At 71.7% G+C, this 16,609-nt stretch carries 15 protein-coding genes; 8 read left to right on the top strand and 7 right to left on the bottom strand.

Translation table 11 applies throughout. The features are described from left to right. Nucleotides 1–40 precede the first annotated feature (40 nt). From E1267_RS01190 to E1267_RS01180, 3 genes are read left to right on the top strand one after another with little or no spacing between them, the layout of a single operon-like run. A complete protein-coding gene (locus tag E1267_RS01190; RefSeq protein ID WP_132328730.1) occupies nt 41–805 on the top strand; it encodes an ATP-binding cassette domain-containing protein in 765 nt (254 codons plus the stop codon). Further along, nucleotides 802–2,064, top strand: coding sequence for a sugar ABC transporter permease (locus E1267_RS01185; RefSeq protein ID WP_132328728.1), 1,263 nt, complete (start codon nt 802–804; stop codon nt 2,062–2,064). The genes E1267_RS01190 and E1267_RS01185 overlap by 4 nt, the downstream gene beginning before the upstream one ends. A 35-nt stretch (nt 2,065–2,099) precedes the next feature. Continuing rightward, the gene (locus tag E1267_RS01180; protein ID WP_132328726.1) at nt 2,100–3,302 is read left to right on the top strand and encodes an ROK family transcriptional regulator; all 1,203 of its coding nucleotides are present in this window, start codon (nt 2,100–2,102) and stop codon (nt 3,300–3,302) included. A gap of 32 nt (nt 3,303–3,334) precedes the next feature. On the opposite strand, the gene E1267_RS01175 is transcribed toward E1267_RS01180, so the two are convergent. Both E1267_RS01175 and E1267_RS01170 read right to left on the bottom strand, forming a co-directional pair. Continuing rightward, nucleotides 3,335–4,084 (bottom strand): neutral zinc metallopeptidase, encoded by a 750-nt coding sequence (locus E1267_RS01175; RefSeq protein WP_132328724.1) that lies wholly within the window; start codon nt 4,082–4,084, stop codon nt 3,335–3,337. A 16-nt stretch (nt 4,085–4,100) separates the two neighbouring features. Next, nucleotides 4,101–4,952, bottom strand: a complete 852-nt coding sequence (locus tag E1267_RS01170; RefSeq protein WP_246063322.1) for a neutral zinc metallopeptidase — start codon at nt 4,950–4,952, stop codon at nt 4,101–4,103. A 159-nt stretch (nt 4,953–5,111) separates the two neighbouring features. Here E1267_RS01170 and dxs point away from each other — a divergent pair, with 159 nt between their 5' ends. Further along, nucleotides 5,112–7,025, top strand: a complete 1,914-nt coding sequence (gene dxs, locus E1267_RS01165; protein ID WP_425465057.1) for a 1-deoxy-D-xylulose-5-phosphate synthase — start codon at nt 5,112–5,114, stop codon at nt 7,023–7,025. A 62-nt stretch (nt 7,026–7,087) separates the two neighbouring features. Continuing rightward, nucleotides 7,088–8,560, top strand: coding sequence for an amino acid permease (locus E1267_RS01160; RefSeq protein ID WP_132328720.1), 1,473 nt, complete (start codon nt 7,088–7,090; stop codon nt 8,558–8,560). 41 nt (nt 8,561–8,601) lie between these two features. Here the strand turns inward: E1267_RS01160 and E1267_RS01155 are convergent, their stop codons facing one another. The 5 genes from E1267_RS01155 to E1267_RS43985 all read right to left on the bottom strand — a co-directional run bounded on the left by E1267_RS01155 (nt 8,602) and on the right by E1267_RS43985 (nt 13,321). Next, nucleotides 8,602–8,985 (bottom strand): SSI family serine proteinase inhibitor, encoded by a 384-nt coding sequence (locus E1267_RS01155; protein ID WP_132328718.1) that lies wholly within the window; start codon nt 8,983–8,985, stop codon nt 8,602–8,604. 88 nt (nt 8,986–9,073) lie between these two features. Beyond that, nucleotides 9,074–11,161 (bottom strand): 3-hydroxyacyl-CoA dehydrogenase NAD-binding domain-containing protein, encoded by a 2,088-nt coding sequence (locus E1267_RS01150; protein ID WP_132328716.1) that lies wholly within the window; start codon nt 11,159–11,161, stop codon nt 9,074–9,076. Further along, nucleotides 11,158–12,321, bottom strand: a complete 1,164-nt coding sequence (locus tag E1267_RS01145; RefSeq protein WP_220449294.1) for a thiolase family protein — start codon at nt 12,319–12,321, stop codon at nt 11,158–11,160. Before E1267_RS01145 ends, E1267_RS01150 begins: the two co-directional genes overlap by 4 nt. A 61-nt stretch (nt 12,322–12,382) precedes the next feature. Beyond that, entirely contained in the window at nt 12,383–13,123 is a 741-nt protein-coding gene (locus E1267_RS01140; RefSeq protein ID WP_132328712.1) for a hypothetical protein, read from the bottom strand. A gap of 48 nt (nt 13,124–13,171) precedes the next feature. After that, entirely contained in the window at nt 13,172–13,321 is a 150-nt protein-coding gene (locus tag E1267_RS43985) for a hypothetical protein (RefSeq protein ID WP_165959410.1), read from the bottom strand. 166 nt (nt 13,322–13,487) lie between these two features. On the opposite strand from E1267_RS43985, the gene E1267_RS01135 reads away from it, so the two are divergent. The 3 genes from E1267_RS01135 (at nt 13,488) to E1267_RS01125 (ending at nt 16,608) form a co-directional block, all read left to right on the top strand. After that, nucleotides 13,488–14,729, top strand: coding sequence for a hypothetical protein (locus E1267_RS01135; RefSeq protein ID WP_132328710.1), 1,242 nt, complete (start codon nt 13,488–13,490; stop codon nt 14,727–14,729). Between the two features lie 116 nt (nt 14,730–14,845). Further along, nucleotides 14,846–15,838, top strand: coding sequence for a LacI family DNA-binding transcriptional regulator (locus E1267_RS01130; RefSeq protein ID WP_132328708.1), 993 nt, complete (start codon nt 14,846–14,848; stop codon nt 15,836–15,838). Then, a complete protein-coding gene (locus E1267_RS01125) occupies nt 15,835–16,608 on the top strand; it encodes a sugar phosphate isomerase/epimerase family protein (protein ID WP_132328706.1) in 774 nt (257 codons plus the stop codon). Before E1267_RS01130 ends, E1267_RS01125 begins: the two co-directional genes overlap by 4 nt. Nucleotide 16,609 lies beyond the last annotated feature (1 nt).

Below are 16,609 nucleotides of genomic sequence, written 5' to 3'. Positions count from 1 at the left end.
CCGCGCCACGCGCGCGGCCGTGCCCTCCTTAGGGAGCCCCATGACCCCCCTCCTTGAAGCGCGCCGGATAGACAAGAGCTTCGGCCCGGTGAAGGTCCTGCACCAGGTCGAACTGTCGGCGTACGCCGGCGAGGTCACGGCGCTCGTCGGTGACAACGGCGCCGGCAAGTCGACGCTCGTCAAGTGCGTCGGCGGCATCTACCCGATCGACGACGGCGAGATCCTCTTCGACGGCCGCCCGGTCCAGGTCCACAGTCCGCGCGACGCGGGCGAGCTGGGCGTCGAGATCGTCTACCAGGACCTCGCCCTGTGCGACAACCTCGACATCGTGCAGAACATGTTCCTCGGCAGGGAGCGCAGGCGAGGCCCGCTGCTCGACGAGGACAGCATGGAGGAACTCGCCGAGCGCACGCTCAGCAGCCTGTCCGTGCGTACGGTGAAGTCCATCAGGCAGCAGGTCTCCAGCCTGTCCGGCGGGCAGCGGCAGACCGTGGCCATCGCCAAGGCCGTGCTGTGGAACAGCAAGGTCGTCATTCTCGACGAGCCGACCGCGGCCCTGGGCGTGGCCCAGACCGCGCAGGTGCTGGAACTGGTGCGCAGGCTGGCCGACACGGGGCTGGCCGTCGTGCTCATCTCGCACAACATGAACGACGTGTTCGCCGTCTCCGACCGGATCGCGGCGCTCTACCTCGGCAGGACGGCCGCGCAGGTCAAGACCGCCGACGTGACGCACGCGCAGGTCGTCGAACTGATCACCTCCGGCCGCAGCGGCGATCTCGGCCTCAAGAACGGGGTCACGCCATGAACAAGGTCAAGGAACTACCGGGCGAGGCGATCGTCGCGGCGACGCAGTCACCGTCGATCGGCAACAGTTTCCTCGCCTACGTCCAGCGGGTGCGCGGCGGCGACATGGGCGCGCTGCCTGCGGTGATCGGCCTGGTGGTGCTCTGCGCGGTCTTCGCGGCCGCGCGGCCCTCGTTCGTCACCGCGATCAACTTCGCGAACCTGTTCACCCAGGGGGCCGCGATCACGCTGATCGCGATGGGCCTGGTGTTCGTGCTGCTGCTCGGCGAGATCGACCTGTCGGCGGGTTTCGCCAGCGGCGTGTGCGCGGCGGTGCTCGCCGTCACGCTGACCAGCGCGGGCCTGCCCTGGTACGTGTGCGTGGTGGCCGCGATCCTCACCGGTGTGCTCATCGGCACGGTGCTCGGCGGGCTGGTCGCCAAGGTCGGCATACCGTCGTTCGTGGTGACGCTGGCGGGATTCCTCGCCTTCCAGGGCCTGGTCCTGGTGCTGGTCGACGAGGGCACGAACATCTCCATCAGGAACAGCGTGATCGTCGCCATCGCGAACAGGAACCTGCCCCCGTGGCTGGGCTGGGCGCTCTACGCGGTCTGCGTGGCGGTCTTCGCGGGCGTGCAGCTCAGGCGGGCCAGATCCCGCGCCAAGCGCGGCCTGATCGCCGACCCGATGTCGCTGATCGCGATCCGCGTGGGCATGCTGGCGCTGTTCGCCGGGCTCGCGGTCTTCGCGCTCAACCTGGAGCGCAGCCGCAACCCCGAGCTGGTCTCGCTCACGGGCGTGCCGATCGTGGTGCCGCTCATCCTGGTGCTGCTGGTCGTGTGGACGCTGGTGCTGCGCCGCACCGGTTTCGGCCGGCACCTGTACGCGGTCGGAGGCAACGCCGAGGCCGCGAGGCGAGCGGGCATCCCGGTCGACCGCATCAAGATCTACGCGTTCGTGATCTGCTCCTCGATGGCCGCGATCGGCGGGATCGTGGCCGCGTCCAGGGCAAGTTCCGTCGACCCGAACACGGGCGGCAGTTCCGTCCTGCTGTACGCGGTGGGCGCGGCCGTCATCGGCGGCACGAGCCTGTTCGGCGGCAAGGGCAGGGTGCTGGACGCCGTGATGGGCGGCGCGGTGGTGGCCGTGATCGAGAACGGCATGGGCCTGATGGGGTACGGGGCCAGTGTGAAATACCTGGTCACCGGATCCGTCCTGCTGCTCGCCGCGGGTGTCGACGCCCTGGCGCGCAAGCGGGCGGCGGCCGCTGGATTAAGGTGATCAGCGACTCGCAGCCCCTGAAGGAACTCCAGACCATGCGTGCCGGACCGTCTCAAGAGGACATCAGGCGCCACAATCTCGGCGCGCTGCTCCGGCATGTGCACCTGGGCGGGCCGATCTCGCGCGCCGAGCTCACGTCCAGGATGGGGCTCAACCGGAGCACCATCATGGCCCTGACCTCCGACCTCACCGCCGCGGGGCTGGTACGCGAGGAACTGCCGCGCGAAACGCGCCGTGCCGGGCGGCCCTCGCTCGTGGTGCGGCCCGAGTCGGCGCGGGTCTACGTGTTCGCGTTCGACGTGGGCCCCGACCGGCTCGCGGTCGCACGTGTGGGGCTGGGCGGGGTCATCCTCGACCGCAGGGAGGTCCCGCGCGACCGGAGCCGGTTCAAGCTGGACGAGCTGGCCGCGACGTTGTCAGGGTTCGCCCGGCAGATGCGGCGCAGGACCAGGGCCGACACGGTGTGCGTCGGCGCGGCGGCGGCCGTGTCCGGCGGCGTGCGCAAGGCCGACGGCGTGGTGACGTTCGGCCCCAACCTGCTGGACGGGGAGGTGCCGTTCGGCGAGGAACTGGACCGCAGGCTGGGCCTGGGGCTGCCGGTCAGTGTGGGCAACGACGCCAACCTGGGCGCGCTCGCCGAGCACAGCCGCGGGGTCGGCGCGGCCGTCAAGGACCTCATCTACCTGCACGGCGACGTCGGTATCGGCGGCGGGATCATCGCGGGCGGCCATCTGCTCGGCGGCCACGACGGCTACGGCGGGGAGGTCGGCCACATGGTCGTCAACCCGGGCGGCCGCGCCTGCGGCTGCGGCTCCAGCGGCTGCCTGGAGGCGGAGGTGGGAGAGCGGGCGCTGCTGGAGTCGGCCGGCCGGTTCGGCGCTCAGCAGGGCAGGGACGCGGTCAGGGCCGTGGTGGAGGCCGCCGACCGCGGCGACATCGGGGCGCAGGAGGGCCTGAAGAGGGTCGGCGAGTGGCTCGGGCTCGGCGTCGCGAACCTGGTGAACATCTTCAACCCGGAGATGCTGATCTTCGGCGGGATGTTGCGGGAGATCTATCTCGGCTCGGCCGCGCAGGTGCGCACGCAGCTCACGCTGCACGCCATGGCGCCGCAGCGCGACCGGCTGCGGCTGCGCACGTCGGCCCTGGGCGACGCCGCGACCCTGGTGGGGGCGGCCGAGCTCGCCTTCGCCCACGTGCTGTCCGACCCGCTGGAGGTCCTGGCCCGCGCCAACGCCTGAGGGCCGCCTCGTCCGTGGTCAGGTGCCCGCGATCAGGCGACCGCGGAGTCGCCCGCCGTCCAGGTGTCGCAGTGGCCGGTCGCCCCGCCGCGGTACCCGCGGTCCTGCCAGGCCGCCAGGTTGCCGGGCCTGCCGTGGGCCTGGCTCTCGTCCGCCTCGCTCACGGCCCTGAGCCACGCCTCCCACGCGATGCCGGGGCCGATCGAGTCCAGCGCGGCGCTGTAGAAGACGCCCGCGTAGCACTCGGCCTGCATCTCCAGCCGGTGGTTCAGCAGGTTCCGCGCCTGTCCGGAGGCCGGCTGGTACAGCGCGTTGTACGCGTCGAGCACGCCGGTGAGCCGCTGCACGTGGTGTCCCCACTCGTGGGCGACGGAGTGCGCGATGTTCATCCTGAACGGGTCGCGCAGCTCGTCCTGCATGATCCGGACGACGATCGTCTGCTGGTCCGGGCAGTACTGTGCGCCGTGGTCGGTGATCGCGCCGCACACCGAGCCGGTTCCCGTCGTGACGGACAGCTCGGGCGGCGTGTAGGCCAGTCCGGCCACGGCGAACGTGACGGCCCAGAACCGGTCGGCGCAGTCGGCCATCGCGCGGTGGAACGACCTGAGCGAGGCCACGCTGCCCAGTCGGATGTCGGGAATGTCGCACAGGAGCGGCAGGCCGGTGCCGCTCATCTCTCCGGGCAGCCCGGCGGGCGCCTCTCGTTGCGCCGCGCGGGCGGGGCCCGGCAGGAGCAGACCGGCGACCACGCACACGGCTGCCGCTAAGTGGGATAAGCGCACGATGGCGGATCTTAGATCATCTGACGTTACGGGACGCGGTGGCCCAGGTGTTGCACGCGCCCGGTGTGCCGCGCTTGAACCCGCGTGACATCCAGGCCGCCTGCGTGGGCCCCTTGCCGTGGTCGTTCTGGGGCCAGCCCTTGGCGCCGTTCTTCCTGAACCACTCCACGGTGTAGGCCCAGTCGGCGGTGGAGACCAGCTCGGAGCCCCGCATCGTGCGCATGAAGGCGGCGGAGAAACACTCGGCCTGGAGCTCGGACTTGCGTGAGAGCAGCAGCCGCCTGGTCTTGCCCGCGAGGGTTCTGGCCGTCCAGTAATAGTTCCAGATACCGGAGATCTGCTGCACGTGGTGGCCGTACTCGTGGGCGATCAGCCGGGTGATCCCGAGGGGGAACGGGTTGCGTAGCTGGTCCTTGCTGATCATGAGGTAGATGGTGCGGTCGGTGGAGCAGTAGACGCCGTCGGCGCCGGCGTTCCACACCCCGCAGGGCGTCTTGACTCTCCGGGTGATGATGCGCAGCCGCGGTTTGGCGAAGGTCATCTCCGCCTTGCGGAACTGCAGGCCCCACACCCGGTTCAGGCACGCGGTCACGCGGGTCAGGAAACGCCGGTACGCGGTGATGCTCCTGGCGGGAAGGGGGCCGGGGCGGCAGTCGACGTCGGTGAGCCGCCCGGTCCTGTAGAGCGGATTACGGATCGCCGCCGCCTTGCCGAGGTCGGGCACCCGCGCCTGCTGGCCCGCGGCACGTGAGGGAGGGGCGGCGAGCTGCTGGGCCTCGTTGCGTAACCCCTCCGGCGTCATGGTCACGTCCACCAAGACGAGCACCAGACCGGCCGCTGCCAGGGAAAGAGCCAGTGCGGCGGCCACAAGTGCTGCGAGTTTAGTTTTGTGGACGGAGTTCATAGGTAACGAAAGAGTAGGTCAAGATCGGACATACCGGGGTGGGTTTGACTTGATGGAGTCAGTGAGGCGTCCGCGAACTACACTCGGGGAATCGGCGGACAAGAGCAGAGGGGAGTCGGATCCGTGAGCGGGTTGCTGGGCTCGGTAAAGGGACCGCAGGACGTCAAACGGCTCACTGTGGAGGAGTTGCCGCGGCTCGCGGGGGAGATCCGTGACCTGCTCGTCGACTCGTGCGCGAAGTACGGCGGCCACCTGGGCCCCAACCTCGGCGTGGTCGAGCTGACCATCGCCGTGCACCGGGTCTTCGACTCGCCGGCCGACCCGGTCGTCTGGGACACCGGCCACCAGGCGTACGTGCACAAGCTCCTCACCGGCCGCGCGTCCGGGTTCGACGCGCTGAAGCAGGAGGGCGGCCTGTCGGGCTACCCGAGCAGGGCCGAGTCGGAGCACGACTTCGTCGAGAACTCCCACGCCTCGACCGCGCTGTCCTACGCCGACGGCCTGGCCAAGGCGTTCAAGCTGCGCGGCGAGCGCGACCGCACGGTGGTCGCCGTGATCGGTGACGGCGCGCTGACCGGCGGCATGGCCTGGGAGGCGCTCAACAACATCGCCGCCATCAAGGACCTGCCGGTCGTCATCGTGGTCAACGACAACGGCCGCTCCTACTCGCCCACCATCGGCGGCCTGGCCTCCCACCTGTCCTCGCTGCGGGTCAACCGCCACTACGAGGACGTGCTCGAATACGTGAAAGACAAGATCGGCAACGTTCCGGTCCTCTACGACGCGCTCCACGGCTTCAAGAAGGGCGTCAAGGACGTCATCGCGCCGCAGGTGATGTTCGAGGACCTCGGCCTGAAATACGTCGGGCCCATCGACGGCCACGACGAGCAGGCCATGGAGGCGGCGCTGCGCAAGGCCCGCGGCTTCCGGGGGCCCGTCATCGTGCACGCGCTCACCCAGAAGGGCCGCGGCTACGCCCCCGCCGAGGACCACGACGAGGACCAGTTCCACTCGCCCGGCGCCTTCGACCGGGCCACCGGCGCGGAGAAGCCCAAGGGCCGCATCTGGACCAACGTGTTCAGCGAGGAGCTGGTCCGGCTCGGCAAGGAGCGCGACGACCTGGTCGCGATCACCGCGGCCATGCTGCACCCGACGGGCCTCAACAGCTTCGCCGAGGCCTACCCCGACCGCATCTACGACGTCGGCATCGCCGAGCAGCACGCGCTCACCAGCGCCGCAGGTCTCGCTCTCGGCGGCCTGCACCCGGTGGTGGCCCTCTACGCCACCTTCCTCAACCGCGCGTTCGACCAGCTCCTCCTGGACGTCGCCCTGCATCGGCTGCCGGTCACCGTCGTGCTCGACCGGGCGGGCGTCACGGGCGACGACGGCGCCAGCCACAACGGCATGTGGGATCTGTCCATCCTCCAGGTGGTGCCCGGCCTCAGGGTCGCGGTGCCGCGCGACGGCGACCGGCTGACCGAGCTGCTGCGCGAGGCCGTGGAGGTCTCCGACGGCCCGACCGTGCTGCGCTTCCCGAAGGGCCCGATCGCCGCGACGCTCGACGCGGTCGGCCGGCTGGGCGAGATGGACGTGCTGCGTGCCCCGAAGGGCGACGCGGAGGGCGGGCAGGAGCCCGAGCCCGACGTGCTGCTGGTCGGCGTGGGCCCGATGGCGCAGGTCTGCATGGAGGCGGCGGTCCTGCTCGACGCCCAGGGCATCGCGACCACCGTGGTCGACCCGCGCTGGGTCAAGCCGCTCGACGAGGCGCTCGCGCCGGCGGCCGAGCAGCACAAGCTGGTGGCCGTCGTCGAGGACAACGGCCGGGTGGGCGCGGTCGGCGACGCCGTGGCCCGCCTGCTGCGCGACGCCGACGTCGACGTGCCCGTCCGCACCTTCGGCATCCCGCAGGAGTTCCTCGACCACGCCAAGCGGGCCGCGATCCTCAGCCGCATCGGCCTGACCGGCCAGGACCTCGCTCGCCAGATCACCGAGGCGGTCGCCAGGCGCGCCCAGGCAGAGGAGCCCGCCCGCCACTGAACACCCCCGACCATGCCCCCGGCGGCGCATGACGGCCGGGGGCGTGGGAAGGATCGCTGATCGTGGACATCTTTCGCACGAAGAGCGTCGAGCAGTCGATCAGCGACACCGAAGCCCCCGAACACCAGCTGCGCAAACGCCTGACGGCCACGGACCTGACGGTCTTCGGCATCGGCGTGATCGTCGGCACAGGAATCTTCGTGCTCACCGGCCAGGTTGCCAAGGAACTGGCCGGCCCGGCGGTGGCCCTCTCCTTCGTCGTCGCGGCCGTCGTCTGCGCCCTGGCGGCGCTGTGCTACGCCGAGTTCGCCTCCACGATCCCGGTGGCGGGGTCCGCCTACACCTTCTCCTTCGCCACACTGGGAGAGTTCCCCGCGTGGGTGATCGGCTGGGACCTGGTCCTGGAGCTGGCGCTGGCCGCCGCCGTGGTGGCGGTGGGCTGGTCGGGCTATTTCGCCTCGATGCTGGCCTCCGCCGGCCTGGGGCTGCCCGCCACGATCGCCGGTGACGATCCCGTGGTCAACCTGCCCGCCGTCGTCATCGTCGCCGTCCTCACGACGGTCCTGGCGGTCGGCATCAAGCTGTCCTCACGCGTCAACCTCATCCTGGTGATCACGAAGGTCGCCGTGGTGCTGCTCGTCATCGTGGCCGGGCTGTTCTTCATCAAGGGCGCCAACTACACGCCGTTCATCCCCGAGGCGGTGGCCACGCCGCGTGTGGAAGGCACGAAGGCACCGCTGATCCAGCTGCTGTTCGGCATCACGCCGGTCGCGTTCGGCGTGATCGGCATCTTCTCGGCCGCGGCCATCGTGTTCTTCGCGTTCATCGGCTTCGACATCGTGGCCACCGCCGCGGAGGAGACCGTGAGGCCGCAGCGCGACGTGCCGCGCGGCATCCTCGGCTCGCTGGGGATCTGCACGCTCCTGTACGTCGCCGTCTCCATCGTCGTCGTCGGCATGCAGCGCTACAGCGAGCTGAGCACGTCGGCGCCGCTGTCGGACGCCTTCATCGCGGTCGGCCAGCCGTGGCTGGCCGGCATCATCAGCGTGGGCGCGCTGGCCGGCCTGACGACGGTGGTGCTCGTCCTGCTGCTGGGCCAGACCCGGGTGCTCTTCGCGATGTGCCGCGACGGGCTGCTGCCGCGCTCGATGGCCAGGGTCAATCCGCGTTTCGGCACGCCGTTCCGGCTCACGGTCCTCATCGGGCTGGTCACGATGGCGCTGGCCGGGTTCGTGTCGTTCGGAGAGCTGGCCGAGCTGGTGAACATCGGCACGCTCTTCGCGTTCGTGGTGGTCTCGATCGGCGTGGTGGTGCTCAGGCACACCAGGCCGGACCTGCCGCGGGCGTTCAGGGCACCGCTGGTGCCGGTGCTGCCGATCCTGTCCGTGCTGGCCTGCCTCTACCTGATGCTCAACCTGCCGGCGCAGACATGGCTGCGGTTCGTCATCTGGATGATCATCGGTGTCGTGCTCTATTTCTCGTACGGCTACTGGCACAGCAGGACGGCGATGCCCTGGCAGAAGAGCGACCGCTGAGCAACGCCGGGGGTGGGGCGCGGACCACCCCCGTGCCGGGGTCAGAGCGCGGCGACGGCTCCGGTCGCGGCCTTGGCCTGGCAGCCGTTGGGGAAGACCTTCCCCCACTTCACCGTCGTGCCGTACCACCGGCCGACGACCGCGATGACGTGCGGCCTGAACTCCTTCGTGCAGGCCGTGCCGGGCGAGACGTTGAGCTTGGCCGGGTCGCCTCCGACCCGGCGCAGCTGGCGGCAGGCCGTGCGCGCGTCGGGATGGGTGCCCCCGGTGGGCGCGCAGCGGAGCCAGGCCGTCTTCGTGGCCCCGCCCTTGACCGAGTTGACGATCTTGAGCTGCACCTTGGGGTCGCGCGCCGCCGCTGCGGGCGACGACGCGCCCGCCAGGAGGGCTCCGCAGAGCGCGATGGTGCCGGCTGCTCTCATCATGGTTACTCTCCGTTCGTAGGACGGCACCAAACGCTACGACGGAGGAGGGTGCGGCGTGGGGAGGCCCGCCGGGCGGGCCTCCGTAAAATCACGCGGGAACCGAGGCCACGCCCGGAGGAAGGAAGCGCGGCTGGGCGATACCGGACCTGTCCAGATACGGCGTGATGCCGCCCAGATGGAACGGCCAGCCGGCGCCGAGGATCATGCACAGGTCGATGTCCTGCGCCGCCGCGACGACGCCCTCGTCCAGCATGATCCGGATCTCCTCGGCCAGCGCCGCCAGCACCCGCTCGCGCACCTGCCCGGCGGTGGACGGCCGGTCGCCGCCCGCGAAGAGCGCCACCGCCTCCGCGTCGAGCGTCAGGTCCGGCAGGTAGACGCCCGGCTTGCCGGCTGCGACCAGCTCGGCCAGGTTCCGCGAGACGCCGAACCTCTCGGGGAAGGCCTCGTGGAGCGTCCGCGCCACGTGCAGGCCGACGGCCGGACCGACGAGCTGCAGCAGCGCGAACGGCGTCATCGGCAGGCCCAGCCCGTCGAGCGCGTGCTCGGCCGTCTCCAGCGGCGTGCCCTCGTCCACGGCCGCCACGACCTCGCCCATGAAGCGCGTCAGCAGCCGGTTGACCACGAATGCAGGGGCGTCCTTGACCAGCACCGACGACTTCTTCAGTGTCCTGCCCACCGCCAACGCCGTGGCCAGCGTGGCGGCGTCCGTCGCGGCGCCTGCGACGATCTCCAGCAGCGGCATCACCGCGACCGGGTTGAAGAAGTGGAACCCGACCAGCCGCTCGGGGCGAGCGAGTTCGGCGCCCATCGCGGTCAGCGACAGCGAGGAGGTGTTCGTGGCCAGCGCACAGGAAGGGCCGACGACGGCCTCCACCTCGGCGAGGACCTGCTTCTTGACCGCGAGGTCCTCGAAGACCGCCTCGATCACGAAGTCGGCGTCGGCGAAGGCGTCCTTGGAGGGCGAGCCGGTCACCAGCGACGTGAGCCGGTTGGCCTGGTCCCGCGAGAGGCGGCCCTTGGCCAGCAGCTTGCCGATCTCGTCCCGTACGTACGTCACGCCCTTGTCGATCCTCGCCTGGTCGACGTCGGTCAGCACGACCGGCACCTCCAGCCGGCGGGCGAACAGCAGCGCCATCTGCGAGGCCATCAGCCCAGCCCCGACGATGCCGACCTTGCCCACCTTGCGGGCGAGCGCCGGGTCGGGCGCGCCCGCCGGCTGCTTCGCGCGCCGCTGCACCAGGTCGAACGCGTAGAGCCCGGCCCGCAGCTCGTCACCCGTCAGCAGGTCGGCCAGCGCCTCGTCCTCGGCGGCGAACCCCTCGTCGCGGGTCGCGGTGCGGGCCCGCGCGATCAGGTCGAGCGCCCGGTAGGGGGCGGGCGCCGCGCCGCGCAGCTTCATGTCGACCAGGAACCGCGCGTCGGCGACCGCCTTGTCCCAGCCGTCGTGCTCGGGCCGCTCCACGACCACCTCGCCGCCGATCACCTGGGCGGCCCAGCGCAGCGACTCCTCCAGGAAGTCGGCGGGTTCGAACAGGGCGTCGGCGACGCCCAGCTCGTACGCCTGCCTGCCCTTGGTCATGCGGTTCTGCGCCAGCGGGTTCTCGATGATCAGCTTGATCGCGTCCGCCGGGCCGATCAGGCGCGGCAGCAGTTGCGTGCCGCCCCAGCCGGGCACCAGCCCGAGGAAACACTCGGGCAGCGCCACCGCGGGCACGCCGGAAGAGATCGTCCGGTACGTGCAGTGCAGCGCGACCTCGAGCCCGCCGCCCATGGCCGCGCCGTTCACGAACGCGAACGACGGGATGGGCAGCTCGCCGAGCCGGCGGAACACGTGGTGGCCCAGCCGGGCGACGGCCAGCGCCTCCTCACGGGTGCGCAGGGCCGCCGCTCCCTTGAGGTCGGCGCCGACGGCGAAGACGAACGGTTTGCCCGTCACGCCCACCGCGGCCAGGTCGGTGCGCTCGGCGATCTCCGACAGGGCGCCGTTCAGCGCGAACAGGCCGTGCGGGCCGAACGTGTTCGGTCTGGTGTGGTCGAAGCCGTTGTCCAGGGTGATCAGCGCCATCGTGCCGGCGCCGCCGGGCAGGCGCACGTCGCGTACCAGCGCCTTGGTGACGACCTCGTCGGCGGCGCGCTCGCTCAGCAGCGCACGCCAGTTGTCCAGCTCGCTCATGCCAGGTTCTCCCAGATCACAGTGCCGCCCATGCCCAGTCCGACGCACATCGTGGTGATGCCGTAACGCACGCCGGGACGCTCGCCGAACTGCCGCGCGAGCTGCGTCATCAGCCGGACCCCCGAAGAGGCCAGCGGGTGGCCGTAGGCGATGGCGCCGCCGTAGGGGTTCACGCGCGGGTCGTCGTCGGCGATGCCGAAGTGCTGGAGGAACGCCAGCACCTGCACGGCGAACGCCTCGTTGATCTCGAACAGCCCGATGTCGGAGATGTCCAGCCCGGCCAGGCGCAGCGCCCGCTCCGTGGACGGGATCGGCCCGACGCCCATGACCTCGGGGTCGACGCCCGCGAACGCGTAGGACACGAGCCGCATCTTCGGCGCCAGCCCCAGCTCGCCGGCGACCTCCCCGGCCGCCACGACGCAGCCGGTGGCGCCGTCGTTGATGCCGGAGGAGTTGCCCGCCGTGACGTTGCCGTGCGGACGGAACGGTGTCTTGAGCGCGCTCAGGCCCTCCATGGTGGTGCCCGGCCTCGGCGCCTCGTCCTCGACGGCCAGGCCCCAGCCCTTCTCGGCCGTCCTGATCGCGGCCGGCACCAGGTCGGGCTGGATTCTGCCGTCGGCGTACGCCTTGGCCGCCCGCTCCTGCGACAGCACCGCGTACGTGTCGGCGCGCTCCTTGGTGATCGACGGGTAGCGGTCGTGCAGGTTCTCCGCCGTCATGCCCATGACCAGGGCGCTCGGGTCGACCAGCTTCTCCGACAGGAAGCGCGGGTTCGGGTCGACGCCCTCGCCCATGGGGTGGCGGCCCATGTGCTCGACGCCGCCGGCGATGGCGACGTCGTACGCGCCGAACGCGATGCCGCCCGCGACCGTGGTGACAGCGGTCATGGCGCCCGCGCACATGCGGTCGACGGCGTAGCCGGGCACGCTCTTCGGCAGCCCGGCCAGCACCGCCGCCGACCGGCCGATGGTCAGGCCCTGGTCGCCGATCTGCGTGGTCGCGGCGATGGCGACCTCGTCGACGCGCTCGGGCGGCAGGCCGGGGTTGCGCCTGATGAGCTCGCGGATGACGCGGACGACCAGGTCGTCGGCGCGGGTCTCCGCGTACAGCCCGTTCGGCCCTGACCGGCCGAAGGGTGTGCGCACGCCGTCGACGAACACGACGTCACGAGAGGAAGGCACGGATTCGCTCCTCGTTGGCTGGATGGGTTCCGCGCCTATGCTACTCGTCGGTAACTACTCCGAGCACAAGAGCGGCGGTCAGCAGCGCGTAGATCGCCGCCGTCGCCGGCTCCCACAGATGGGCGCGGGCCGCGAGCAGGGCCGCCACCGCCACCGCCGCGCCCGCCCAGAGCGCGCCCGTCCGCAGCGTGCCCGTGCGCGGGCGGGGGCCGTGGCCCGGATCCCACGGGTCCCCCGGGGAGGCGCCCGAACGCCGGGCGCGGGCCAGCAGCCACAGCGCGTCGCGGGCCCACCAGAGCAGGAACAACACCCCGGCCCCGCAGCTCGTCACCGCCAGCGCCTCGACCGCCCAGCTCAGGTCGTCGGCGACGGAGTACAGGGCGGCCTGGTCGAAGAAGCCCGGCGTGGTGCCGCCGAGCAGCAGCGTCACCGCCCAGCCCGCGGCGAGGGCGAGCCGGCTGAACGGCCGGGTCCCGCCCGAGTGCGCGGCGCCGTACAGCTCGTGCTCGCGCCACCGGACCAGGCGGGCCCGGACGCCCCACGCGTACTGGGTGACGGCCATCGTGGGCAGCGCCGCCACCAGTGCCACCAGGGACAGCACCGCGAGCGGCACCGTCTGCTCCCTGGTCGGAGCCCGGTCGGCGAGCAACTGGGCGGTGGCCAGCACCGCGATCGAGGTGGACAGCGCGACGAAGGCGCGGTGGCGGGCGGCCCTGGCGCGGGCCCGCAGCCCGGCCACCTGCTCGGCGCCTGGAGGGGGCGCCATCTCGGTCAACAGCATGCCCGTCATGATGGCGTCACCCGGCGTAGCGACGCCCGTGATTCGCGCTCATTGGATGGAGTCCTCGATGCCGCCGTCCAGTGCCGTCCAGGCCTGCGCCGCCTCACCGGGGAGCGCTGTCGTCGACCGCCTGCGCCGCCCACCACCACGGCTGCTGAGGGGCTTCGTCCGCTCGTACGTGCCACGATAGGGACGCACGTTACACAGCGTGTTTTTAGGGAAACATGTGAAATTTCCGGACAAGTGGTGGTCGTGTCTGCTAGGAAAGGGCGGGTCGTATTCGTATTAGAGAGGTTCCATCGTGGCGCGCGACGAGAACGACAGGCCATACGAGGATGGGCAGGGTAGGTCGTTAAACCCGGAGATGACGGGTGATGTGCTGTCCCCGCGGTGGAGCACTGAGGACACCGACGAACAACCCGCCATCCAGGTGGTCGGCAACGAGACCTACATCCTCCCGCTGGAGAAGGGCGCCGAGCCCCAGTTGATCGAGCGGCGTGACGTCCTTGACGACCCCGGTCACCATGACGTGCTCAGCGGGACGTCCCCGGCGTACGACGCCGGCGGGACGGGCGGCTCACATGACGTGCTCGACGGGGGAAGCCCTTCGCGTGACGTGCTGGGCGGCGGCAGTGATCCCCATGACGTGCTGGGCGGCGGGAGCGACTCCCAGCGTGACGTGCTGAGCGGTCCCGGTGGGCACGAGTTCGGCGGCCCGAGCGGCCCGCACGAGTTCGGTGGCCCGAGCGGCCCGCACGAGTTCGGTGGGCCCAGTGGCGGGCACGACTTCGGCGGTCCGAGTGGTCCGCACGACTTCGGGGGGCACAGCGGCCCGCACGAGGTGCTCGACGAGCGCGGCGGCTCCCGCCATCCCGACGACGACTCCCCCTACCTCCCGCTCGACCGGGGGTACGAGGCCGACGACCTGGACGACGACAAGCCCAGGCGCGGCTTCCTCGGCTCCGGCTGGACCGACGACTCCGGCGACGGGGGGCGCTCCTCCCGCGGCGGAGGCGGTGGCGCCGGTGGTGGCAGCGGCGAGGGCGAGGTGCGTCACCGCACCAGGGTCCTGCTGGTGGCGGCCGCCGCGGTGGTGCTGGTCGGCGTCGGCGTGGGCTGGATGCTCACCGGTACGTCCTCCGACGACCCGTGCGCCGGCGGCAGGTGCGCCAGCGCCGGTGAGGTGACCGCTCCGTCCGACTCGGCCGTCCCCTCCGAGGAGGAGACTCCGGTGGAGGACACCGAGACCGAGCCCACCGAGACGGCCACGGACGAGCCCACCGAGACGGAGCCGACGCGGCAGAGCCGCCCGCAGGAGGAGACCCGCGCGACGCGTGAGCCTCAGAGCCGGCCGTCGCCCACCCGCGACATCGGCGACCCGACGACCAAGGCCAGCCCCAGGTCGACCCTGGCCCCGCGGGATGAGATGCGGGACACCGACACTCCGACCGAGAGGCAGCCGGACCGGGATTCGCGGAACACCAGCCAGGAGTCGCAGGACCAGCCTCCCGCGTCGCAGCCCACGACGCAGGCCCCGGTGCCCGACCCCGAGCCGACCGAGGAGGAGGGCAAGGGCCTGCTCGACATCCTGTTCCCCTGGGCATAGGACCTGGGCGCGGGACAGACCACGCTCCGGGTGGGCCGCCGAGCGCGGCCCACCCGTAGGATGCGGATCCAGGTGCTGGTCCGGCAGACTTGGAAACCGCTTTCCTAGGAGGTCTCGTGGTCACGCTTGAAGACGTCGCCAGGCAGGCGGGCGTCTCACTGGCGACCGCCTCGCGCGTGCTCAACGGCAGCACCCGCCAGGTCGGCGCGGCTTTGCGGGCGCGCGTCGAGCAGGCCGCCGACGAGCTCGGCTACCGCGCCAACATCGCGGCCCAGACGCTGGCCCGCGGCGCGAGCAACGTCATCGGCATCGTCGTCCACGACCTGACCGACCCCTACTTCGCGGCCCTGGCCGACGGGGCGATGCGGGCCGCGGCCACCGAGGGCCTGCTCGTCATGGTGGGCACCACGCATCGCGACCCCGAGCAGGAGATCGCCTACGTCGCGACGCTCAACGCCCAGCGCGTCAGAGCAGTGCTGCTCGTCGGCTCACGCGTCGCCGATCCTGCCGTCACCGGGCGCCTGCGCGACGAGCTGGCCCGATACCAGGCCGGCGGCGGCCGGGCGGCCTGCGTGGGCCAGGACCTGCTCGGCGTCGACACGGTCGCGCCGGCCAACCGGCAGGGCGCCGCCGAGCTGGCGCGGGCCCTGGCCGGCCTGGGGCACACCCGCTTCGCGGTGCTGGCGGGGCCGCCGCACCTGGTGACGGCGGCCGATCGTTGCGCCGGGTTCGTCGAGGCGCTGGAGGAACTGGGCCTGCCCGCGCCGCAGGTGATCCACGGGCCGTTCGACCGCGACGGCGGCTACGCCGCGGCCTCGCAGGCCGGCGACGCGACCTGCGTGTTCGCGGTCAACGACGTGATGGCGGTCGGGGCGCTCGCGGCCTACCGCGAACGCGGCGTACGCGTGCCCGATGACGTCTCGGTGGCCGGGTTCGACGACATCGTCACCTTGCGTGACCACGTGCCCGCGCTGACGACCGTGCGCCTGCCGTTGAAGGACATGGGAGCCCGCGCGCTGGAGCTGGCGCTGGGCGAAGGAGATCCGGCCGTGGTCGAGCAGGTCGCGGGCGAGGTCGTGCTGCGGGAGAGCGTGCGGAGGATGACGTGAGACTGGCGGTCAGCACGCTGGGCATGCCCGGCGAGGGGCTCGGCAGGGCGATCGAGATCGCGACCGGAGGCGGCTGCCAGGGGCTGGAGTTGCGCCTGCACCCCGACACCGGCGTGCACTCCGGCCTGGACGCCGCTGAGCGGCGCTCGGTGCGGGAACGGGTGGAGCGGGCGGGCCTGGAGATCTCCGCCCTCGCCGGATATGTCGGCATCTGTGAGCCAGGGCCGGACGAACCCGTCATCAAGGTGCTCCTCGCCGACCTGCGGCTCGCCGCCGACCTGGGCGCTCCCGGCGTGCGGGTCTTCCCCCGCGGCGACGATCCGGCCGTCGGCGCCCGCAGGCTCAAGGCGGTCTCCGGTACGGCGGGCGCCCTCGGTCTCCGCGTGCTCGTCGAGACGCACGACGCCATGGCCACCGGCGCCGCCGTGGCCGCCCTGCTCGCCGAGGCGGGCAGCCCCGAGACCACCGGCGCGCTGTGGGACCTGCTGCACCCCTGGCGCAACGGCGAGCCGCCGGCGGACTCGCTCGCCGCGCTCGGGCCCCACCTGGCCTACGTCCAGGTCAAGGATGCCGTGTCGGCGCACGACACCACGCCGGTGCCCCTGTGGACCGGGTCCGTGCCGCTCGACGAGGCGGGCGGGCTGCTGCGCGACGCCGGCTACGGCGGCTGGGTGTCGCTGGAGTGGGAGCGCACGTGGTATCCCCAGGTCGCTCCGGTCGAGGAGATCCTGCCGGGAGCGGCCGACTGGGTGCGACGTTTCACCGCTTAGA

This window comes from Nonomuraea longispora (genome assembly GCF_004348345.1).
Taxonomy (GTDB): domain Bacteria; phylum Actinomycetota; class Actinomycetes; order Streptosporangiales; family Streptosporangiaceae; genus Nonomuraea; species Nonomuraea longispora.
This window is presented reverse-complemented; position numbering and strand designations above follow the sequence as displayed.

Coding starts and splice junctions, on each gene's coding strand:
- E1267_RS01150 (WP_132328716.1), bottom strand. CDS start 11,161: ATGAGCGAGCTGGACAACTGGCGTGCGCTGCTGAGCGAGCGCGCCGCC.
- E1267_RS01180 (WP_132328726.1), top strand. CDS start 2,100: ATGCGTGCCGGACCGTCTCAAGAGGACATCAGGCGCCACAATCTCGGC.
- E1267_RS01135 (WP_132328710.1), top strand. CDS start 13,488: ATGACGGGTGATGTGCTGTCCCCGCGGTGGAGCACTGAGGACACCGAC.
- E1267_RS01155 (WP_132328718.1), bottom strand. CDS start 8,985: ATGATGAGAGCAGCCGGCACCATCGCGCTCTGCGGAGCCCTCCTGGCG.
- E1267_RS01185 (WP_132328728.1), top strand. CDS start 802: ATGAACAAGGTCAAGGAACTACCGGGCGAGGCGATCGTCGCGGCGACG.
- E1267_RS01190 (WP_132328730.1), top strand. CDS start 41: ATGACCCCCCTCCTTGAAGCGCGCCGGATAGACAAGAGCTTCGGCCCG.
- E1267_RS01140 (WP_132328712.1), bottom strand. CDS start 13,123: ATGCTGTTGACCGAGATGGCGCCCCCTCCAGGCGCCGAGCAGGTGGCC.